The 21,212-nt window shown below is 60.8% G+C and carries 16 protein-coding genes, 1 tRNA gene and 1 riboswitch; of the genes, 9 read left to right on the forward strand and 8 right to left on the reverse strand.

Annotated elements, in window-relative coordinates; translation table 11 throughout:
- Window positions 1–67 precede the first annotated feature (67 nt).
- A riboswitch (cobalamin riboswitch) is annotated at window positions 68–263 on the reverse strand.
- 42 nt (window positions 264–305) lie between these two features.
- From P8K07_11005 to P8K07_11015, 3 genes are all read right to left on the reverse strand, one after another.
- The gene (locus P8K07_11005; GenBank protein ID MDG1959047.1) at window positions 306–1,592 is read right to left on the reverse strand and encodes an alpha/beta fold hydrolase; all 1,287 of its coding nucleotides are present in this window, start codon (window positions 1,590–1,592) and stop codon (window positions 306–308) included.
- 3 nt (window positions 1,593–1,595) lie between these two features.
- Window positions 1,596–3,047 carry an outer membrane protein transport protein gene (locus P8K07_11010; protein MDG1959048.1) on the reverse strand — a complete coding sequence of 484 codons (1,452 nt, stop codon included), beginning with the start codon at window positions 3,045–3,047 and terminating at the stop codon, window positions 1,596–1,598.
- Window positions 3,048–3,161: 114 nt separating this feature from the next.
- On the reverse strand, window positions 3,162–3,320 hold the full coding sequence (locus P8K07_11015; GenBank protein ID MDG1959049.1) for a hypothetical protein: 159 nt from the start codon (window positions 3,318–3,320) through the stop codon (window positions 3,162–3,164).
- Between the two features lie 177 nt (window positions 3,321–3,497).
- On the opposite strand from P8K07_11015, the gene P8K07_11020 reads away from it, so the two are divergent.
- The 3 genes from P8K07_11020 (at window position 3,498) to P8K07_11030 (ending at window position 6,168) form a co-directional block, all read left to right on the forward strand.
- Window positions 3,498–3,956: an SRPBCC family protein gene (locus tag P8K07_11020; protein ID MDG1959050.1), complete on the forward strand. Its 459-nt coding sequence runs from the start codon at window positions 3,498–3,500 to the stop codon at window positions 3,954–3,956.
- Between the two features lie 87 nt (window positions 3,957–4,043).
- A tRNA-Arg gene (locus tag P8K07_11025) sits at window positions 4,044–4,117 on the forward strand.
- 476 nt (window positions 4,118–4,593) lie between these two features.
- Window positions 4,594–6,168 (forward strand): hypothetical protein, encoded by a 1,575-nt coding sequence (locus P8K07_11030; protein ID MDG1959051.1) that lies wholly within the window; start codon window positions 4,594–4,596, stop codon window positions 6,166–6,168.
- An 839-nt stretch (window positions 6,169–7,007) separates the two neighbouring features.
- On the opposite strand, the gene P8K07_11035 is transcribed toward P8K07_11030, so the two are convergent.
- Window positions 7,008–7,697 (reverse strand): hypothetical protein, encoded by a 690-nt coding sequence (locus tag P8K07_11035; protein MDG1959052.1) that lies wholly within the window; start codon window positions 7,695–7,697, stop codon window positions 7,008–7,010.
- Here P8K07_11035 and P8K07_11040 point away from each other — a divergent pair.
- On the forward strand, window positions 7,689–8,012 hold the full coding sequence (locus P8K07_11040) for a hypothetical protein (GenBank protein ID MDG1959053.1): 324 nt from the start codon (window positions 7,689–7,691) through the stop codon (window positions 8,010–8,012). The two genes, P8K07_11035 and P8K07_11040, sit on opposite strands and share 9 nt — an antisense overlap.
- A gap of 423 nt (window positions 8,013–8,435) precedes the next feature.
- On the opposite strand, the gene P8K07_11045 is transcribed toward P8K07_11040, so the two are convergent.
- Entirely contained in the window at window positions 8,436–10,037 is a 1,602-nt protein-coding gene (locus P8K07_11045; GenBank protein ID MDG1959054.1) for an endo-1,4-beta-xylanase, read from the reverse strand.
- A 755-nt stretch (window positions 10,038–10,792) separates the two neighbouring features.
- Complete coding sequence (locus P8K07_11050; protein ID MDG1959055.1) at window positions 10,793–11,578, reverse strand: enoyl-CoA hydratase/isomerase family protein; 786 nt, start codon at window positions 11,576–11,578, stop codon at window positions 10,793–10,795.
- A gap of 153 nt (window positions 11,579–11,731) precedes the next feature.
- Between P8K07_11050 and P8K07_11055 the strand changes: the two genes are divergently transcribed.
- Complete coding sequence (locus tag P8K07_11055) at window positions 11,732–12,865, forward strand: acyl-CoA dehydrogenase family protein (GenBank protein MDG1959056.1); 1,134 nt, start codon at window positions 11,732–11,734, stop codon at window positions 12,863–12,865.
- 371 nt (window positions 12,866–13,236) lie between these two features.
- The gene (locus P8K07_11060) at window positions 13,237–14,496 is read left to right on the forward strand and encodes a patatin-like phospholipase family protein (GenBank protein ID MDG1959057.1); all 1,260 of its coding nucleotides are present in this window, start codon (window positions 13,237–13,239) and stop codon (window positions 14,494–14,496) included.
- A 25-nt stretch (window positions 14,497–14,521) separates the two neighbouring features.
- Here P8K07_11060 and P8K07_11065 read toward each other — a convergent pair whose 3' ends face one another.
- Window positions 14,522–14,911, reverse strand: coding sequence for a hypothetical protein (locus P8K07_11065; GenBank protein ID MDG1959058.1), 390 nt, complete (start codon window positions 14,909–14,911; stop codon window positions 14,522–14,524).
- Between P8K07_11065 and P8K07_11070 the strand changes: the two genes are divergently transcribed.
- From P8K07_11070 to P8K07_11080, 3 genes are all read left to right on the forward strand, one after another.
- Window positions 14,910–15,284 (forward strand): hypothetical protein, encoded by a 375-nt coding sequence (locus P8K07_11070; protein ID MDG1959059.1) that lies wholly within the window; start codon window positions 14,910–14,912, stop codon window positions 15,282–15,284. The two genes, P8K07_11065 and P8K07_11070, sit on opposite strands and share 2 nt — an antisense overlap.
- Window positions 15,257–16,660, forward strand: a complete 1,404-nt coding sequence (locus P8K07_11075) for a GEVED domain-containing protein (GenBank protein MDG1959060.1) — start codon at window positions 15,257–15,259, stop codon at window positions 16,658–16,660. The genes P8K07_11070 and P8K07_11075 overlap by 28 nt, the downstream gene beginning before the upstream one ends.
- 377 nt (window positions 16,661–17,037) lie before the next feature.
- Window positions 17,038–19,911: a hypothetical protein gene (locus P8K07_11080; protein ID MDG1959061.1), complete on the forward strand. Its 2,874-nt coding sequence runs from the start codon at window positions 17,038–17,040 to the stop codon at window positions 19,909–19,911.
- Between the two features lie 122 nt (window positions 19,912–20,033).
- Here P8K07_11080 and P8K07_11085 read toward each other — a convergent pair whose 3' ends face one another.
- Window positions 20,034–21,203 (reverse strand): acyl-CoA/acyl-ACP dehydrogenase, encoded by a 1,170-nt coding sequence (locus tag P8K07_11085; GenBank protein ID MDG1959062.1) that lies wholly within the window; start codon window positions 21,201–21,203, stop codon window positions 20,034–20,036.
- Window positions 21,204–21,212: the final 9 nt, after the last annotated feature.

A 21,212-nucleotide genomic window follows, 5' to 3' on the forward strand; every position in this document is an offset into this window, starting at 1 on the left:
GGGCCTGGTCAGGTGGGCTACAAAAAAATCGCCCCAACCCAGAACCCGAACTCCCGCGGGATCTATCGATATGATTTCCCCGGCAGCCAGGTTTCCTGACTTGTCAGCATCCTAATCGTGCCGCCTTCCCATCCTGATGGACAGTGGCGCTATCTGGCACTTTCGTTCCGACTTACAGTGGCGGGAGCCGTGCTGGACTTGAACCAGCTTCCCTTACAAACCGCCAGGACTGTCGATTGGTTAACAGAGCGCCGACAGCCCGCAAGCGGTCCCGGAGACAACCTTTCACATCATCACGGCGCCCCTCATGGCGCCGTGCGACATCCAACCGGCAGATTGCGGCAATTGGTGGGCGCTTCCTGTCCCTCGAGCCGGTCCTGCATCCATTGCAGAATATCCGCGTTGGCCGTGACCGGCAGATCGAGATGACCCGTATCGGGATAAATCTTGAACTCCACCCGATCCCCTGTCGGGCAGACCGTGTTCTCGAAGTAGCTGCAGGTCACCTCGGGTGGAACTACCGTATCGGTCGCGCCATTGATCAAAAAGGTGGGCGCACCCAGCGAGGCACCTGCCTGTCCAAGGTTCTGGGCCTCGATCGCCTCCAACCACCGCGGGGGAACTTCCCCTCCGGGCAACCGCAGGTAATCAGCAGCCTTGTATTGGCGCAGCACCGCTTCCGTTTCGAAAACAGCGAGGTTGGTTCCCAGGCATACCGACTTTACGCCCTCCTGAGTCGCCTCCCCTGCGGCCGAAAGAATCGTTTTGGTGTCGAGGCCGTAGTTGAGAGCGAAGCCCGGAACCGCCGTCAGGACGAGGGCCGCCGCTGAGGACTGATTGACATTATACTCCTCCGCCAGAACCGCCTCGAGCAGTTGACCGAGTTCCGCTGCAGGCGCAAGCAGGATGGCTCCGAGGATCGAGAGTTCCGGAGCATAGCTGGACGCCTGTTGGGCCGCCCAGCCGGCCGCCTGGCCACCTTGGGAATGGCCCCAGAGAAAGGTCTGCGAACTGAGTGCGTCGCCGAGGAGTCCATGCGCCGCCAATGCTGCATCCAGAACATTTTTTCCCGTGAGCTCGCCGAGTAAATACGAATAGGGGCCCGTGGTCCCTGTCCCCTGATAGTCAGCCATGACCACCGCATAGCCCTCCAGCCCTGCGGACTCGGGATAGACATAGGGGCTCGCTTCGCGGTCCCAGACCGATGCGCCACCCGACCAGGCCAGCGGCGTGAAGGGCAGTGGCGAAGGCGCACAATTTCGCGGCAATCCCGATGTTCCGTGGGCCAGACTGATCAGCGGCCAGCCCCCCTCGGGCGGCTGGCCCCGTGGGACAAAGAGCACACCCGAACTTTGAATATTCCTGCCCTCGAAATCCTGCGAGTGGAAGAGCAAGCGCCATGCCCGCACGTCCTTGGAATTCTCGACCGACTCGCTGCGAATCAGATCGCCATGGGCGGCAGCCGGCAAGGGATCCGGGGCATCATAGAAGGAGCCCAGAATTGAAAACGTTTCCTGACCGCAACCACTCGTCAGTAATGCGACAAAGAGAAGCGCAACAAACCCGCGAACCGAACCCGACGTACGCAACATTGCTCAGCCCCCAATCTCGAGATCCGACCACGGATCCGTCTTCCAGTTATAGGTCAATTGCAGCGCAAAAACGTTCGCCGCACTCTCGACGGTCGCCGTCAGCGAACTGGCATCCAGAGTCTGATTGGTTTCGTCAATACGCGTCAGGCCCGCTCCAACGAAATAATGTGCGTAGCCAAAATCTGCGTAGATACCGGGCAGCAACTCTACCCCGAATCCGGTCGACAGAATCCAGCGATTGGCATCGGGGAGCCTGAGAGTTCGGTTCGCATTGTGGACGGGCGATTGATCGAATCCCCCGCCCAGACGTAACGTGAGCTTGTCGCTTGGAAAGAATTGAAAGCCCACGGTTGCTCGCCAGGTGTCGCGGAAGTTCTCGTAAATCAGGTCTTCCGCTGGCAACAAACTCGTGATTTGCCGAAGCGCCGGAGGCAGGTCGGCCACCGGCGTATCCGCCGTCGATCCAGGCAAACGGACTGTGTAGTTGTCGAGGCTGGTGTCGAGCGATTGAAAGCTCGACCAGCCAGTCCACTGAAGATCGCCCAGAACCTGGACCCAGTCCGTTATGTTCCAGACACCGCTGACGGTGACACTCTGCGGAATTGCCAGATTGACCGCCGCGTCCGCAGAGAGGCTCAACGAAGGGATTTCGGGAAGACCACCGATCAGCCCGGCCGGCAAGGCGGGTGTGCGAAATTTGGCCTCGCCACCAAGGTCGTGGTTGATTGCGGAGCGGTAACCGACACCGATTCGGAAAACATCTTCGTATTCATAGAGAACGCCCGCGTTCCAGCCGTAGCCCCAATCATCGACCTTGATCTGCGCATTGATATCGCCTGGTTCTAGGACCGGCCGGGTCGGCAGCGCAAATTGCTGGTTAAAGCGTCCTCGGGCGTTCTGTGCGTTGAAACCCAAACCCACCGAGAAACCCTCCCAGGGACCGATCGCGATTGCAGGGTTGATATCGATGGTTCGCAGCTGCGAAAGGGTACCGAGATAGCGGACCGCGGAATCATCAGAGAAATTCGTCTGATCCCCCCAAGGCGCCACCACCCCGAGGTAAAGTGCGACCTTGTCGTGGACTTTTTGCGCGACATGAAAATTAGGTACGCCGAGTAGTCCGCCGCCACTGGCTTCCATGCTCCCGTAGGCGCCGGTAATACCGCCCTGCCCCCACGTGGTCGCCTCCTGGACCTCTACGGTCGTATCCAACTGAATGGCACTCCCGGAGAAAACAGCGCTGCCACCTTCCAGTCTCGTCAAACCCGCCGGGTTGTACCAGGCCATGGAAGCATCTTCGGCCAAGGCCGCCGTTCCCGCATAACCCGTGCCCGTGAGCCGAGCGCTGGCCTCATTCACGGCCAGACCACCCGCGGACGATTCGCCTGCCGACAAGCCCCCCAGCAGAACCCCTGCCGAGACAGCCACATAGACTCTCCATCGAGTTTTGTGCATTCCGTGGGCTATCGCGAGATTCGGCCACGGGCCAAACCGGAGCTGACGAGTCGTGGTCGAAACATCCCGATGGACGGGCTCACGGCGCGACGCTCCCTGCCGGCGTCCGACGACCTACACCCGACCCAGAGCCAGGGCCACCGCTCCCGTGCGCTCCTCGAGTTCCTGCGGGGGAAGGCTCTCGTCATCACTGAGCACGTACATCGCCATCGCGGCGATCATCAAAAAGATCGCAATCCATGTCATGCTCTTCTTGCGACTTGCCAGTGACATTTTCCATTCTCCCCATTGGCGGCCAAACAATGCCCGCGTGGCGCCACCGCAACATGTCACGATGGCCTTGCATTGGCCCAACCTGCACCTCCCCGTGCCAAAAAACAAGCACAGAACCCCTCCGGATCGATGCGCGCGGGGCTTTCCCTTCGGGCTCCGTTTACGTAAAACCGTCCCATGCCGAACCTCGATACAGTCGACTCGATGGAAATTGATGCCTCCGCAGAGGAACTCTTCGCCGTGATTCTGGACTACCCTCGAATGAGGGATTGGTACCCCCGCTACAAAATCGATGTGATCGGCGGCGGTCCCGTGCAGGAAGGCTGCCGCCTGAGCCACGAGCTTTCGCCTCCGGGATCGCCAGTCAAATCCCGCTTCACCCGCACCATCACCGCGATCGATCCGGGCCGTTCCATCGAGGAAACCTACGATGACGGCGATCTGGTCGGCAACGGCCGATGGGTATTCGAGCCGCTGAGCGAGAACCGCACGCGGGTCTCGTTCTATTGCAAGGTGCGCTCGAATCGCCTGCTGATGCACATCGGTTTCCTCCTCGGCGGAGAAAAAGGCCACAACATGATCTATCAGGAAATTTTGGCCGCCTTGCAGACACACGTCAGCCAGAAGGCGGCCTGAAACCAGGACGGACGCCGTAACGCCAGAGTGGCCGAAGGGCGGGCTGCGTTGACTTCTACCCACCCGTCCGCGACGGTATAGGCTGATGCGCCCGTAGCTCAGCTGGATAGAGCATCTGACTTCGGATCAGAGGGCCGGGAGTTCGAGTCTCTCCGGGCGCGTTTGAAAAGCCTCCGCCTTGGCGGGGGCTTTTCTCGTTGCGGGTCAGGCTACTGCAGCAGTGGGCTGCTCGGATGGGTGATTTGTAGTGGATTTTGTAGTGGATCGCTGCACGTTGGCGGGGTATCCATCGCCTCCATGGCCTTGCCAGCAACCGATACGCAAATAGGGCTGTAGCGCTGCTGCCAGCTGCTAACGGAAGTTTGCGGCCCGAGTTCTTCACTTTGCATTTTTGCGAGCCAGCGTTCGAGGCCGCACGGGCGCCCGCCCTTGAGAAAACCTTTCCGCCTTGGGGTTTTCATGAGCCGGGAAGATCGCTCGACGCTGCCAATTCGGTGGCACGCTTTGTGCGCAAGCTACGTCCGGCAACTGACCACAGTGGCAGAGCCTATGAAGAATCCGAACTTTGGCCGACGAGCGCTGAGCGCGCCGTTCGCCCTGCAGCCCAGCGATCGCTTGGGCAGAAAGGTACAATCAAATGATCAACTCAATAGAGGGACTCAGCACTGAGGCGTGGGCATCGGGAGGCACGGTAGGATTTCGGGCGGATCTCCCCAAAAGGATCAAGAAGTGGATGGTGCTACCGATCGTGGCGTTGGCGTTTGCACTATTGTCTCCGCCGGAGGCGAGTGCTTCGGGCGACGCCTGTGCTGCGCGCCGTCTTCTCGAGGCGGCAAATTTCAGTTCCTGTCGCCTCAAGGCCGCGTCGAAGGCCGCCAAAGTGGGGTCTGGTATCAAAGACGAGAAATGTGATCGCGTTCTGCGAAAGAAGGAGAGGTTGGTTGCTCAAGACTGTTCGAGTACCCCGGCTCCCTCCCTGACTGACCTGCGCGATTTCTTGAGTGAGGCGACATCTGATGTCGTTGCCGCGGTGCATGGGGGCGACTCGTCGATGCTGGGGGACAGCGATGCCGAGCCAGCAGAACCGGATAACTTCTTCGGCGTGGTGGAATTCACGCAAGAGATAAGGTGTGGAAGCCAAGTCGACGGACAAGATTCCGCCGAGGTGTTTCGGGTTCCGGTCCGTTCGCTTTCCCTGTCGGCCGAGCCTGAACTCGAAACCTGGCCGGAGGTATGGGTCGTCGACCCTGAGCGCAGCGAGGCCGCGCGACGCCGTCAGACGATCGGATCGGCTCTCGCCGATGCACCAGACGGCGCACGGGTTTACGTCTGTCCGGGTTCCTATGAAGAAAAAGTGGAAATCAAGAAGCACCATGAACTCCGATCGCTTGGGGGAGCCTCTCGCACCATCATCGACGTTTCCGGCCTGAGATCGGGAATTCCGGTCAAGATCAACAACTCGGCTGTATTCGAGGGGTTCACAGTGACTGGCGCGCATGCGACGGATATTTGCTTCGTTGGCGTTATCTACGCTTCTGGCCGCCGCCCTGAATCCGATCAGGAAACCGTGTCCCGGATCGCCATTCGCCAGAATCACATCGTTTACAACTGGGCCTGCAAAGGCGGTGCGATCCACGTCAGTCCCTTTGCAAGGCTTGGCGCCGATGGGGATGCCTACACAGGGGTGATTCACACGACGGTCGCCAACAATGTGGTGGCGCACAACGACACGGGTGAAGGGTTCGGTATTTATGCAAATATTGGGGACGGGCGCTCAACGGCGCTGGTTACCAACAACGTCGTTACGGAGACCCGCGCCCGCTTCCATAACGGCGAGGGCAACCTCGTCAGTTCCACAGGTATCCGTACCGGGGCCGATTCTGATCGACCTGACCGAGGATCGGAGTCGGGTTGGATCCGAGTGGAGAACAATATCATCACGAATCATGGTTCGGCGCTGCGGAACTGGAACATCGCCCCGATGTCGGAGAGCTACAATCTGTGCTGGAACAATAGCTCCATAGGCTCCTCGGCAAAATGCATCATCGCCGATCCCCGCTTTTTGGCGCGCCCGGGTTTCATTCCCGGGCCTCGTAGCCCGGCCATCGACGGGGGCAACCCCGCTCGGTCATTCAACGACACGGATGGTTCTCGCAATGACATCGGGGCCTACGGTGGACCAGGTGGAAGCTGGACGGCGGTCGCACCCTGACCGCCTGTGGCCCCGCGTAAGCGGGGCCACCTACCTTGGACCAGTCGTGCTGGTCTTTGCCTCGACGCTGGCTTTCGCGACTCGGCTCGGAGCAATCGACCCTTCGAGAGTTCAGATCCGAAGAAGTGCTCGATGTCCGAGCGATGAACGTTACGAAGACGAACACAAATCTGTTTCCTTAAACGCCGCGTCCGGCCTGCTCACCAAGCGGTCTGTTCGCGGCGTTTCTGCGTCAAGGCGGACGGTGGAGGTCCAGATGGATCTGCACCTGGGATCGCAGTGTTGATTAAAATCTTGAGCCGGAGATCCCTATCGGGCCGCGGGGGTGAGGGGAAACCGGCACGATTTCTTACCCTCCAAAATTGTAGTGGATCTTGTAGTGGGTCGACGCACCTGCGGGGGATCGCTCCAGATGCACTCGGTACCTTCAAACCCGATTAAGCCTTGCGTTTACTGGAGGCAAGCCCCAAGTTCCGGGGTCCTTTTTTCAGGACCCCGGAACTTCGGATCAGAGGGTCGGGAGTTCGAATCTCTCCGGGCGCGTTTGGAAAGCCTCCGCTTTGGTAGGGGCTTTTCTCGTTGCGGGGGTTTGGCTACTGCAGCAGTTGGCTGCTCGGATGGGTGATTTGCAGTGGATTTTGTAGAGGGTCGCTGCACGTTGGAGGCGTATCCATCGCCTCCCTGGCGCGGAAACCTAATCCGTGGTCACGGCCACGCTGCTCGAACCGCGGACTTCGCTCTGGTCGTCCCAAAAAAGAAAGCCCCGATCTCCCCGAAAACCTGTTGCGTCGGGGAAATCGAGGCCGTTCGATTATGGCGTTACTCGTAAGGCCTTCGACTCACCGGAAACAAGAGTTCTCCGGGACCGGCACCGTCTTGAAGCTCTGAGAACTCCGATCGAACGCGAGGTAGAGCGCGTTGTCCGGATTGTTGCCTTCGCAAAGCGTGCTGCTGCTGGGCGCTTCTGCGAGCCAGTTAAAGCAGCGCACCGTCGCCTGAGAACTCATATTCTCCGGTGCAGAGATGGGCACCGTCTCGCAGCTGAGAGTGCCGCCGGTGTATTCGCCGCCGGATCCGTTGGTGAACTCCATTTCGCGCACAAACGGGTGGTCGCCAAATCGGGCGGTATTCAGGTCGCGGTAGATGACCAGTTCTTCGCCGATCGTGCTGGCGATGACGACTTTCAGTTCGTGAGCACCTGACTCGAGAAGCCCCCAGTTGTAGACGCCGGAGAACCCGGCCAGCAACGGCCCACCGGCAGCCTCGACATCGCCACGGTCGCCGCAACAGGGAACCAGCATCGCGAACTCGCCGTCGATGAAGACCTCAACGTGACGTTCGATCTCGGCTCCGGGTGTCGTCGTATACGCCCAACCCTGAACGTTGGAAATGCCGGTCGCATCGGCGGCAACGCCATCGATTCCAAGAATTGGAGTTTCGAGGTTGGCGACAATGCCGCCAGCGCCCAAAACGCACGATCCGTCGTTGCCAGTCACAATTCGGTAACGATAATCCTCCAGTTGGCTCACGAGATTGTCGACGCTTTGTTGGCAAAGGTTGGTGTTGTCTCGGATCCAGATGTCGTAGTTAACGTAAAGCAGTGCCGAGAGGCCGTCGACGTTGGCGAGCGCGTTGTTGTCGCGGATGGAGAGAGTGTCGCCGACGGAAGTCAGCGCGGAGAGGCCGTCGAGGTTGGTGAGCGCGTTGTTGTTGTCGATAGAGAGAGAGAGCCGCCGACGGAAGTCAGCGCGGAGAGGCCGTCGAGGTTGGTGAGCGCGGTGCTGGTGTCGATAGAGAGAAGGCCCGTAATGCTAGTACAACCACCGGAAACCGCCGTCCAGTAACTCCAGTCCCCGACGCACTCGACCGCCGCGGCCCTGGGCGGGAAGAGAAGTACGAATAGCGCAACAAGCATAATCCCAAGGACGAGCTTGGCGCGAACACCTGTCTTCAACTCTCTCGTGAAATCGCTCATATTCATGCCTTGTTCCGGCGTGGCGGGCGGGCCTGCGGTCGCGGACGTTCCCCGTTGGATTCCTGCGTTGAATCAACCTCGAATCCGGGCGCGTGTCCAAGGAAAGTTTCGATCCCGAGAAGTGCGTGCGGCTGCGTCGGAATTCCCTTGGTTTCGCGAGATGCAGGCGGTTTGGGGCCCTCATCTGGCCCGGCGAGCGGCTCCCCCACGGGCGGCCATCACAAGCTCATCCTTGCCGAGTCGAGGCTCGATAGCGCGGTGGCCGCACCCTGCCTGCCGCCAATGCACTTCCCTACCGTGGGCGCTGACGACGCTCGGCTGCGGCGAACTCGGCACGCACGGCAAAATATGCGGGCTTGCGCGTCCAGTCTTCAAGAAAGAGCAACGGGTCGTCGGGCAAGCCGAAAAAAGTTCGTACCCATGAAAGATGGTCACCAAGGCCCCAAGTGGTGATGCCCGTACAAGAGGCATTCTCGAGACAGGCACCCACAACATCCGAGTACAAAACCGCCTGCTGCAGAGGAAGTGGGAGAGCATTTCCCTCGGTCGATAAAAAGAGAGTCACCACATCCAGTTCGGTAATTTCCACCAACAAACCCAAATCCGCGAACCTCCGGATCGAGGCGGCCAGCTGCTGGCGTGTCGGATAGGCTGCAGGCGGGGTGAGCCCGATGTGTCCCTGAACCCCGATTCCGTGCAAGGGAACGCCGTCAGCAAGCAATTCTTCCACCAGGGCGACGAAGCGCTCCTGACGCGCCCCGGGCAAGAGGATCCCGTTATCGTTCAGGAAGAGCATCGCGTCGGGGTCTGCAGCATGAGCAAAATGAAACGCGCGTGCGATGTAGTCGGCGCCCACGACACGCCGAAACACATTGTCATCCAGCCCGTCGCTGGTGGGCGGATCCACAACCGACGGCAAAGGCTCATTGACCACATCCCATTGCTCGATCTGGCCCGCATAGCGCCCGACCACGTCCTCGATATGCTCTTCCATCCGGTCCAGCATCGACTCACGGTCGCTGATGTTCTGCACATAAGGCGCAATCTGCGAGCCACCCCAGACGAGCGTATGACCCCGCAGCCTCATGCTGTTCGCACCGGCCAGACTCACAACCGCGTCCGCGGGAGCGAAGTTCCAGACATCCGCCTGAGGATGAATAGGCCCCCACTTCATCACGTTCTCTGCTGTCAGCGAGTTCGCTTCCCGCGCAACAAGCGACGCATAGGTCGCATCCCCGGCGACCTCGCCGGGTTCGATCGCGGCGCCAAATCGAACGCCCGCGGCTGTCGCCAGATCCGCAATCGAGCGCTGGGTCCCGAGGCCCGCGGCAAATCCCCCCAACCCACGCGCCAGATCCTGCACGGTCGAGGCCGCCGGGCTCGGGCAATCCGACCGCGACCAGCGTTTCTCGACACGGCGGTCGAGGCGCTGCGCGTGACGCGTCGCCATATCTTCCGACCGCTCCGAATCCGGCCAGACCATGGTCGCCCATGACCGGCAGGCACGGGACAAGGTGCGCGCCAGACGCCTTTGGCAGACGGGTGTCGGCGCTCGACCAAGAACACCGGCAATCCGCTCGCCCAGAAGCGTCCAGGCCGCTTCGGCCGAGGCCGTCTGCGCAGCGCATTCAGCCGTGTCACCGGCTTCTGCCTCACTCCAAGACTGGAGAAACCGGTCATGAATACTTGCCAGACGCCGCTCCGCGGTAGGCGTGCCGCCGGCAAAGACAAACCGCCCTTCGTGCCGAAGCAAACGCGAACAAGTCGCGGCAATCGCCTCGACCTTGCGCACCGAGCAAACCGATTCGACGGCTTGGGTCGCCCCGGGCACAGCCGGAATCAGCATGCAGCTCGCCATCAGCACGGCAGCCTTCAGAAAATTTCGTGGGCGCACACTCAGTGTCTATCACCGGCTCAGCCACTCGGAAAAGCAGATTTTTTCACGCGCCGGCGCCGCCCCCCCCAGAAAGCTTGCGTTCCCGCAGCGGGCTTCAGGAAAAGGATTTATCCCGCCTGATCTTTGCGGCCCTCCCGGCCTTGTTCCGGTTCCCTTGCGAGCCCAGGGGGGCCTGGCATGCGTTTAAGGCGCAGACGGCAGGAAACATGAAGGCCCTTTTTGCCCAAGCGGCGCTCTGTTCGTGAAGCCGAATCCCGCCACCAGCAGTCTCCGACTCGCCTTCCCGCCCGCGGCGAAGCCCTTTAGCGCGCCGAGATCGATCTGCACCCGGGATCGCAGTTTTGCTTAAAATCTCGAGCCGGGGATCAATCTCCTGCCGCGGGGGGTGAGGGGAAAGCGGCACCCCTGGCCTCGCCGGGCGCCCTGCTCTCCTGTGACCGTGGTGTGACCGGTTTTGCCACCAGGACCCCCACCGCTTGTGCCCGCGGTGTGCCAAACTGGGGATAGCTCCAGACCACGCACGAACAGAAAGCTCCCGGGATTTCTGGCCCGGAAGCCTTCTGCTTGTGGTCGTGCGTTATGTCGAGTGATGTCCCGTATCAGGCCGCAATGAAGATCTGATGCAAACGATTCGAAATCGGCATGGCAGGCTGCCCCCTATGCTTGGCTCTGGCTTGGCTTCGGCTTGGCTTCGGCTTGACCCCGGTTTCTGTTCACCCACACGCACGGCCAACTTGAGCATCGTGCCCCACTCACGACCCCGAAACGAAGGCCTTCATCCGGTCGCGGAACTCGGAGCTCGACGAACACATCAGCTGATTTCGGTTCTCGATCGCCATCGCGGCTTCGAGCGAGGGTGCATCGATGCTCAGATTGAGCCCTTCCTTCGTCATGCGAAGACCGATCCGCGACGTCGCCAACATTTCGTCGATATAGGACGCGGCCGCCTGCTCAAGTTGGTCGTCGGGGACGACCTCCGAGACGAGTCCGGTCCTCAGAGCGCGCTCGGCATGGAGGAAGCGCCCGGTCAGCATCAACTCCGAAGCGATCGACGTGCCGACGAGCCTCGGCAGAAAGTAGCTGCATCCCATGTCGCACGCGGAAAGTCCGAGCTTGATGTAGGCCGCGTTCATCTTCGCACTCTCGCCGGCAATGCGGATGTCGGAGGCCATCACGAAGGAAAAGCCGCCGCCGCACGCCGCTCCATGGACCAGAGACACGATCGGCTGTGGGCAGCGCCTCATCCGGAGATAGACCTCCGCAAGGTACCCCTGAAAGCCCATACCAGCCCCGAACGGCGCGGACTGCCCTCTCCCGTCTCCACCCGCCTCTTTGATGTCGAGCCCGGCACAGAACGATTTGCCGGCGCCGCGCAGAACCACGATGCGAGTCGATTCGTCTTCGCAGAGCGAGCCAAAGTAGTCGCGCAGCTCATCGACCATGGCGATGTTGATCGCGTTTCGCCTCTCGGGACGATTGAAGGTCAGCCAGTCTACGGCACCGCGTTTCTCGATGAGGAAGGTCGTGTAATCGGCCATGCCGGGACCCTACGAGATGACGGCAGGCGACATCAAGGCCCTTTTTCGCCCAAGCTGCGTCTAGCCGTCAACTCCCCATGTCTCGGGGGAGGCTTCCGCCGCCCTACCCGCCGCTTTCTGGCCGAGACGATCTGTCTGCGCTAAGCCAAACTCATGACCACGAATCCTCCGAGTGCCGAAGACTGCCTGCGCGTTGCCAGCGAGCGCCGCGAAGAATTGTACGACCGGGCAGCGGCGACCGAAGCGGCCGGAAGGCTTCCGGAAGATCTCGCCGAAAGCCTGTCCGCCGAGGGCTTCTACGGACTCTGGGCACCCAGGGATGTCGGCGGCACCGAGGCCCCTCCCGCAGATGCGATGCGGGTGATCGAGACGCTTGCGGAGGGAGACGCCTCGGTCGCGTGGTGCGTTTTCATCGGCATCACCTCGACGCTGCCGCTCTCGTCACTTTCCGAAAATGCGCGGCGCGAGATTTTCGCCTCGCCTCGGGCCCGACTGGCGGGCGTCTTCGAACCCTCAGGTACGGCCGAGCCCTGCGACGGCGGCTTCCGGATCAGCGGCACATGGGCCTTCGGGTCCGGGTCGTGGAATGCTGACTGGATCGGCGTCGGCACGATGGTTCCCGGAGAGACCAGCGGTCCCCGCTATGCCTTCCTGCGACGCGAGGATGTCGAATTGCTGGAAACCTGGGATGTCATCGGTCTTTGCGGCACCGGCAGCACGCACTTTCGCGCGGAAGACGTTTTCGTCCCGGAAGAGCATACCCTGCCCCTTCTCGACTCCGGGCAAATCGATACGCCGCTCTACCGCTTCTCGCGTTTCACCATGCTCGGCATGAGCCTCGGCGCGATTGCGCTCGGGCTCGCACGGGCCTCCTTGAGCACCTTTGCCACGCTTGCCGCAGATCCAGCACCCAGGCCATTGGCTGCGCGCAAGGAAGTCCAGATGTCGGTCGGCAAGGAAGAAACCCGCCTGCGCGCCGCGCGCGCCCTCTTCTACTCTTCCGTCGACGATGCATGGGAAACAGCTTGCGCAGGCGAGGCGCCGACCGTCGACCAACGCACCGAGATTCGCATAGCGACCTGCAACGCCGTGGAAACCTGCTGCGAAGTCACCGAGGCCCTGTTCCGGCTTGGCGGCAGTCGCAGCCTCTACCGCAGCTCGCCCCTGCAACGACACCTGCGCGATGCCCAGGCCATGGCCCAACACCTGATGGCCCGCCCCAAATTCCTCGGTGTCGCAGGCCGGCGCAGCCTGGGCGTGGACCTGGGCGACACGACGTTCGTCTGACCGTGGACGGCTCGATGGGAGCGTTTCCCGCTATTCGCGCCCGCGGCGAAGCCCTTTGGCGCGCTGAGAGATATCCATCCCTGTAATCGCTCCAGATGCCCTCTCTACCTTCAAACGCGATCACGCCATGCATTTACTGGAGGCAAGCCCCGCGTTCCGGGATCCCTTCTTGCGAGGCCTCAGACCTTCGGATCGGAGGGCCGGGAGTTCGAGTCTCTCCGAGACCTTTGCGAGAGGGCGTGAGAAGTACGGAATTCCCGATGCCGGGCCGGGGTTGACCTCAGGGTCGATCGTGCGTCAAAACGATAGCCCATGTTGTCCATGATCGTGTCTCGTTCCTCACCGTTCCACAGATGTGGAAGAGAAAAATTATGACCCAATCGGCCGATCCAAAACGTCGAGAGCACTTTGGTCTATGGATGCTTCTCTCCTTCGTGCTGGGGGTTGGCTCGGTCCTGGCCTTGGTCGCGTTGATTTATATGGCGGCCATCACGTTCAACACCGATGGGCGCCTCCCTCCCCGCCAAATACTCGCCGAGAGTGAGCTCAAAACCGAGCGCGAGGCGACGCTCACCCGCGCGCGAGAGCACAAACGCAAATCGACAAAAGCGCTCGTGGAGCGAATGCATCAGCGGCAGCTCAAGGACCCTGACGCCACGATGGATTTCCTCGTCCTCTCGGGTGGCGGCGAGAACGGGGCCTTTGGTGCGGGCTTTCTGGTCGGCTGGTCCAGCCTCTCGGAAGAGGCTGAAGCAATGCCGGCATTCGATGGTGTCACGGGCGTCAGCGCCGGATCGTTTATTGCGCCCTTCGCCTATCTGGGAACTCCGACGAGCCTGGCAAAGATCGACCATTTTTTTCGCAACCCCGGCAAGGACTGGCTCGAGTTACGTGGCCATCTCTACTTCTCCCCCGAGAATATGAGTCTGGCGAAAATCCCCGGCCTGGAGCGAGCCCTGCGGGAAGCAATATCGATGTCCTTCGGCAAGGAGATTGTTGCCGCAACGACACCCGGACGGCTACTCCTGATCCAGGCGAGCAATTTGGATCAGGCCGTTCCTCAAATCTTCGACCTCAACCAGACGGCAAAAGACTCTGTCGCCAGCGGGGATTTTGATCCCATGATCGAAATCCTTCTGGCTTCATCGGCCATTCCGGGGCTCTTCCCGCCCCGCGAAATCGGTGGTTCCCTGTTTGTCGACGGCGGTGTGGTGGGGAATTTCTATTCAGGAGGCCACGCGTCGGAACCAGACCTCACGTTTGGCGGAATTTGGAAGCGAGAATATCCGGAGCGGCCCATCCCGAAAACTCGTTATTGGGTGATCCTCAATGGGAATTTGCGCGAGTCCCCCAAAACGAGCGGCGGCAGCTGGCCGGATATCGCTTCCCGGAGCCTCGCTGTCTCGGTGGGGTCGTCGGAGGTTGTGGCGCTGCGGGAACTATATGCCCTCGCCGAGCTGACCAATCGGCGCGGGCTGGGCGAAGTCGAGGTTCGGTGGGTCGCCATCGAGGAGCCATTGAAAGAGTCGATCTTTCCGACCCTCTTTGATCGAGCCCAGATGCGCCGCTTGTCAGATTTGGGCAGGCGCGTTGGCGCCGATCCAAAATCCTGGAATCTCGAAGCCCCTTAGCGGCCGCTTTCCGGCCGTGGTTAAATCAGGGAACCTCCCGGAGATTGAGTTTGAATCCGTTCTGAATCCTCTGCCACTGCGTGGTCAGCTCGTAGCTATCGCCACACGTTTCCATCCTCAAGGTCATTTCGTCCTCGGTCGCCGCGTCAAGCTGAGCGAAGGCCTTGAACTGGAATCGCCAAAATCCTTCCGGGCGACGCGACATCTGCGTCAGCCCGATTCCATCACGGATCCCCGGTGAAGTTCTGGCAAGACGATCTTTGAAGAGATTCTTTCGCCCCTTGCGCTCCAGATCGCCGGGAAGCAACTCGCCCTCATAAATCAGACCGTTGACGTTACTCAGCGAGATCCGGAAATCGCAGAGGACAGGATCGTAAGGCTCCGCCGGGAAGAACCCTGCCTTCAGATAAAGCATGTCGAGCCGGGCCGGGTTTCGGACCAATCGAATCCGCGAGGGACATGGGTGGTTACACACAGCCACGAAATCACCCGGCGTCTCCGATGGCGTAATCGTCGGGGTCGGTGCCGTTGGCGTCGGCGTTGGTGTCGGCGTTGGCGTCGGTGTTGGCGTCGGTGTCGGCGTCGGTGTTGGTGTGGGTGTGGGTGTGGGTGTGGGTGTGGGTGTGGGTGTGGGTGTGGGTGTGGGTGTGGGTGTCGGCGTTGGTGTGGGTGTCGGCGTGGGTGTCGGCGTTGGCGTGGGTGTCGGTGTGGGAGTGGGTGTCGCAGAGAAAGTACATCGGTTAAACCGACTGTTGCTGGTGTGCAGGACAGTAGAGCCGATGAACTGAGAGCATCCCTGACCGTTCTGAATGTCGATTTCGTTCTTGCCGTCGTCGTCGGTGCCTTCGTTCAACTCCCAGAAAGCCACCCCGTTCAGGACGACATTGCTGCCACCGAAGACGGCATCGCCGCTGCCCCCGCCTTCGTCATCGCCCTTGAAGAATATAGCGCCAATCGGATTCGTACCATCACCGATGCCACCATCACCCACCTGGATGCTGGTGTTATCGAAAAGCATGTTGGTATCGCCCTCGATGCGGAAGATCGCGATGAGATCACTCGGGCCATCGATGAGAACATCGGAATTATTGAGCTTCCAATCGTTCCCACTGCGACGGACGCGAATGAGGACCAGACCATCTCCGTTGGAGTCGGTGAAGGATTTGTTCGAGCCCGGATCAGCACTGCCCCCCTGGGGGACAAGCTCGATGACGTAGGGGACAATCTCCGTGATATCGACGACGAAGACATCACAAGCTCTGTGTTCAGCAACTACGTGATTGGCCAGTCTGCCTACGATATCGAAATTCCGGTCAGCAACAGTACGGGCTCGAATGCATTCGTGCGAGGCTGGATCGACTGGAACGCTGATGGCAGCTTCGATGGCCTGGACGAAATGTCGAATTTGGTAGGGGTCAGCGCAGGAGAGTCGGCGGCAACGCTTACCTGGGCCATTCCTGCCAGCGCGACTTCCGGAACGTCGTTTGCGCGAATCCGTATCGCCAGTGATGACGGCGAGTTGAGCGTGGCCACGGGACCAGCATCCAACGGCGAAGTGGAAGATCTTGCGGTACCTGCAATTCAGGACCCGGCTCCGACACCAGCGCCTACACCGGAACCGACCCCGGAACCGACTCCGGAACCGACCCCGGAACCGACTCCGGAACCGACCCCGGCGCCCACCGTCGTTGCCACACCGGGACCGACTTCCTATGCGGCGATCTGCAACCATCCCTGCCCGTCAAGGGTTCGGTTCAAGCGAAACGCAGACGACTACCTCTACATCCGCGCGGGTCTCGACCTGCCCGCCGACTTCAACCCGTCCGTCTCGGAGTTCTTCGTGGAGATCCGCAGCGGCGGGGATCTCGTCTACTCCGGTACGCTGGAGGCCGGCGCGGTACCCAAGCGTGGACATCGTTGGCGCTATCTGGACCGCGATGCCCGGAAGGGCTCCGGGGCCAGAGACGGTATTTTCTACATGCTGCTGTCGATCAACCGCGATGGCGTCTGGCGGTGGTCGTTCAAGGCGTTTACCGACATGAGTGCTGCTGCCGACCCTAATATTCGGGTCACGCTTACCATTGATGGCACGGTGATCTACGACCGTGAGAAGGAATGGATGCAGCGATCCAACGGCTACGTCGGCGAACTCGGCCGCGGCTAGCCTGAAACCGATACATCCCTGTGCGGGGAGCGCGGGGAATTCCGTGCTCCCCATACAGGCAGGTCTCTGGCACCTCGAGGTTCCGGCAAAGGCTCCGCCTCAACCACCGTCCTGCTCCTCGGGAGATTTTCCGAAACCCTTCCGCCCCTCGCCCCCCGTAATCCGGGGCGATCGCGGTAACTGGACGTTCCGCTTTTTGGAAACATCTAGTTACCGGCGCACCAAGGGGCGCTTTAAAAACCGAGGCTTTTCAGCATTTTCAGTCCGGCACGGAGGTTGCATTTCGTTTCCCGCAGATCCATATCGGGTGCCTTTCCAGTCGGCGGCAAAAAAGCTCCGACCCGTGGAAAGTGCACCCCCAGAACGCGGGGGATACCATGCGAAACTCAAATTCAGGACATTATCGAAGCAAAACCATCAAAGCGGGCCTGTGTACCGCACTCAGCGCCCTGCTGGTCAGCCTCAGCTTCGCGCCAAGCTCTACCGCCGCGGTGGTGAGGGTGGGCCTCGGCATCTTCGGTGGCCAGGCCAAGGATATCGTGAGCTATTCCGACTGTACGGCTCAGACCCGCCTGCTGTCCGCCGTGCGTGGCGACCAGGGCGGCGTGATCCTCAACACAGCCGGCACAGCGTGGGATCCGATCTTCTTCGGCCGACCGGGCGAGATGGACGAACTCGAAGCCGACATCACCGCGTCCACTTTGGGCTCCGGCGCCGGCACCATCTTCGGCACCTTGAACAACGGCAAACTGATCGCCAATGCCTCCTGCCCCTTTAACCGCACCGGCTGGGGTACGGTTACCAATGGAGGCGTGTTCCATAACGGTTCGGCCGTGGTGGAACGTATATCCACCGTTCTGGGGCACGTCAGCGGCACCTACGTAGGCAGTGACGATGGCAATATTTACCGCACAACCGACGGAGGCACGACGTGGACGCTTCTGGCCACGCCCGTCGCGATGGCGCAGGTCGTGTCGATCACCGCCTACACGGATGATCCCACCAACCCGATGCTCTGGGCGACCGTGCATAACGCAGGCACCATCGAGCTCTACCCCCTGACCTACAGCGCGGGATACACGGTTGGCGCCATGATCACAGTCCCTTCGCTCGACGGGATCATCGAGCGCGTTTTCGTCTACCCCGACACGGCGATCGCTGATGCGCCGCTGATTTTCGTCACGGGCTCCTCACCGAGCAATAGCGTCTACCGCGGCGCAGGGGGCGGCACGACCTGGACCACCACCACCGATGCGCCCCACTACTTTCAACAGATGCGATTCGATGCAGCCAACGCCCGCATCTACGCGATCTCGGGTGTCTCGGTCGACTACGGCCACACCTTCACGAGCATGCCAAGCCAGGCGCGAACACTGGGTGCGATCCACAGCAACGACTACAGCATGGCGATTGACCCCAGCAACGCCGGCACCGTCTTCTACGCGACCGATTGGTTCATCGCAGAGTACACCATCGCCACGGGCACCTGGAGCACGCTGGGCGAGCTCGCCGGCAATCGAGGCGTGGCCGCGATCCTGATCGACGATATGGATCAGATCGCCAACACAGCGACCACCAAGGATACCTTCGTGATCGGAGGCAAGACAGGCATCGGCATCACACAGGATTTCCTGACTCATACGGGAGCCTATCCGACCTGGACCTACCCGATCTTTCCGGCCAACGACGGGGCGCCCATCACCGCAACTTTCCTGCAGGATTACGATCTCGATGGAACCATCATGGAGAATGTATTTGCCGGAAATGACGGCGGCGATCTCTACCGAGCCACCAATCAGGGACTGACCGGCGCGTCCTATACCAAGGTCTTCGACGCACAAATCGATGCGGTCGGATACCACTTCGATGACAACACCATCAAGATCACCAGCATCGTGGCTTCAACATTCAATGCCGACGATCTCTATATCAGCTTCGGCGACTGGGATATCGGGCACGTCGGCGGCGGGGTTGCCTGCTCCATCGACAACGGCGCGACCTGGCAGATGGACCCCGCGTGGACCACAGCCGGCGACTCCATGCTCGTCCGCGACATTCAGCTCACCAACACTAAATTCTGGGTGGGCGTCGGCAAGGACGACGACCTCGACCCCAACCACCGCGGCCTGTACGCCAAAATCGGCTCTCTCACCGGCTGCGGCACGGGCACCTTCAGCAAGGCAACGACTCTGGCCAATCTGGACACCTCGATCGTCTACGACCTGGATGGCCCGACGACCTCGCCTGTTTACGTAGCCGCCTCCGGCGGGCTGTTCCGCGGCGAGCTGAGTGGCTCGTGGATCTGGACCGACATGTCCACGGTCACTTCCATCCCCACAGGTGCCGCCGAGTACAGGGCCGTCACCTACAACCCGACGCCGGGCGGCGGCTGTGCCGAGGAATTCTACGCAGCGACTGATGACCAGATCTATCGACTCAGGCTCTGTGGCGGAAGCTGGAGCTCGACCCTGATCTCACCGACCCCCTTCGAGGATGTCAATGTGCTGCTTTGGGATGAGCTGATCGCGGGGACTTCATCCTCGCTGAGCAGCCTCGGTCACGCTTCCAGGACGATCACAAAATGCCGTGCCGGATTCGACAAGGTACGCGATACTTATATCCGAAGCAGCGCAAAGGCATGGCGTGGCTGTTTTGATGCCTCGCTGAAATCAGGCAACAGCTGCCCATCGGCAAAGGCCGCGGCCAAACTCGACAAGGCGACCCAGAAGATCGACTTGAGTCGCAAATGCTCGGACGACGCGGTCACGGCCCTTGGCGCGAGCTGGCCCGGCAGCTGCGTTCATGCACAGACAGTCTCGGAGCTCGAGACCTGCCTGAAGGAGGATGCCGATACTCTGGTCGCCTCTCAACTCGAACGGCAGTATGGCGCCGATGTCGCTGCACGGGGAGGCACAGCTGATAAATGCCAGAAGGCAATCGGTCGAGCGTACGGCGGTCTGCTGCAGCAGGCACTTAAACAGATCTCCAAATGCGAACGCCAGATCGAGAAGGACGAGGAGACCGAATGCCCCAATGCGTCGGCGCTCTCCAGCATCGAATCTGCCGCCATGCGTTCTCTGAGCCAGGTTTCTCGAGCGTGCAGCGACGAAGACATCGCAAGCCTGTCGCTTCTGGGCACCGGGAGTGACTGTGATACGGCAACCAGCATCTCCGAGATGCATATCTGCCAAACCACAGCGCTGCAGGAGGAATTACAGTCTCTCAGAACACCGATCTCCGACGACTTCTGAGAGAAGGAGAGCAGCGCGGCTCACCTCACTTCGGCTCATCCCCCGCAGCCGAGGTGAGTGGGTCGCGTTGGTCTTCTTTTACCGAACAATGCCGCCGAGACCGTTCCGGTCCGGCGGCATTTCTACAGGAAGTGCCCCCCACGAGCCCCTTCCGCAAAGAGGTTCCCTGAAAGCATCAGATCGGCCAACAAGCGGCGCTGATGGACGGCGTCGCCGTATTGACTCTCGCCCCAAAGAGCACGCCGCCTGTATAGCTGCGCATCGCATTCGTAGGTGAACCCAAAACCGCCGTGGAACTGAATTGATCGATCGGCGGCAAAGGCCAATGCCGGCCCCGTCTGTGCCTTTGCCATCCGCACCGCAATCTCGCCCTGCGCACCCTTGCCAAAAGTATGCGCCGCGGCATAGACGTGCGACCTTGCCTGCTCCATCCGGACATGGGCCTCCACCGTAGGATGCTTCAACCCCTGATAGGAGCCAATCAAACGTCCGAATTGCTTTCGGGTCGTCAAATAGGAAACCGTGTAGGCGACACAGCTCGCTCCGGCGCCACACATATCGGCCGCGGACAGCAGACCGCCTGCCAACTCGACCTCACGCAAGGCGTCCAGCGTCGCTACCGAATCCAGCAGCGCCGATCCGGGCACCTCCAATCCGTCGAGGCAAAGCCGAAAGGACCGCCGCGTTTCATCAATGACTTTTTCGCGCACAGGACCTGCCTGCCGGATTTGATCCGCGTCGAGCAAAACAAGCGCGACAGATCCCTCCAGAGACACCGAAGCGATCAACCAATTTGCTACCGGCGCATCCAGAACCAGGCATTTCGTGCCCGAGAGTCGCAAAGAGTCGCCGTGACGCTCGGCCCTGCACGAGATCTGTGCCAAATCGAAATCGCCTGCCGGTTCGGCCAACGCCACGGTCGCAGGCGCGCCGCCTGCGAGAGCCGGTAGAAGCGACTGCTTTTGCGCTTCCGTTCCCGCGCCCAGCAGCAACTGCCCGGCCAGCGTTGTGGGCACAAAGGGACCGGACATCAAACGACGCCCCATCTGCTCCACCAAAGGGACCACTTCGGCCAGATCAAGTCCCGCGCCGCCGTAGGCTTCCGGGATCGCGACCCCCAACCAACCCAGATCGCCCATCTCGGCAAACACTTCGAGGTCGTAGCCGATCTCGTCCTCCAATAATCCGCGCACCTTCGCGATCGGAGACTTGTCCTCGCAGAACCTTGTCGCCGACTCGAGAAGGTCGGCTTGCTCGTCGCTGCATCCAATGGGGCCGTGTCGTTCACGCATCACTGACTC

Source organism: Candidatus Binatia bacterium (assembly GCA_029248525.1).
Taxonomy (GTDB): Bacteria; Desulfobacterota; Binatia; order UBA12015; family UBA12015; genus UBA12015.

Coding starts and splice junctions, on each gene's coding strand:
- P8K07_11005 (MDG1959047.1), bottom strand. CDS start 1,592: ATGTTGCGTACGTCGGGTTCGGTTCGCGGGTTTGTTGCGCTTCTCTTT.
- P8K07_11010 (MDG1959048.1), bottom strand. CDS start 3,047: ATGCACAAAACTCGATGGAGAGTCTATGTGGCTGTCTCGGCAGGGGTT.
- P8K07_11015 (MDG1959049.1), bottom strand. CDS start 3,320: ATGTCACTGGCAAGTCGCAAGAAGAGCATGACATGGATTGCGATCTTT.
- P8K07_11020 (MDG1959050.1), top strand. CDS start 3,498: ATGCCGAACCTCGATACAGTCGACTCGATGGAAATTGATGCCTCCGCA.
- P8K07_11030 (MDG1959051.1), top strand. CDS start 4,594: ATGATCAACTCAATAGAGGGACTCAGCACTGAGGCGTGGGCATCGGGA.
- P8K07_11050 (MDG1959055.1), bottom strand. CDS start 11,578: ATGGCCGATTACACGACCTTCCTCATCGAGAAACGCGGTGCCGTAGAC.
- P8K07_11055 (MDG1959056.1), top strand. CDS start 11,732: ATGACCACGAATCCTCCGAGTGCCGAAGACTGCCTGCGCGTTGCCAGC.
- P8K07_11060 (MDG1959057.1), top strand. CDS start 13,237: ATGACCCAATCGGCCGATCCAAAACGTCGAGAGCACTTTGGTCTATGG.
- P8K07_11070 (MDG1959059.1), top strand. CDS start 14,910: ATGTCGAGCCGGGCCGGGTTTCGGACCAATCGAATCCGCGAGGGACAT.
- P8K07_11065 (MDG1959058.1), bottom strand. CDS start 14,911: ATGCTTTATCTGAAGGCAGGGTTCTTCCCGGCGGAGCCTTACGATCCT.
- P8K07_11080 (MDG1959061.1), top strand. CDS start 17,038: ATGCGAAACTCAAATTCAGGACATTATCGAAGCAAAACCATCAAAGCG.
- P8K07_11085 (MDG1959062.1), bottom strand. CDS start 21,203: ATGCGTGAACGACACGGCCCCATTGGATGCAGCGACGAGCAAGCCGAC.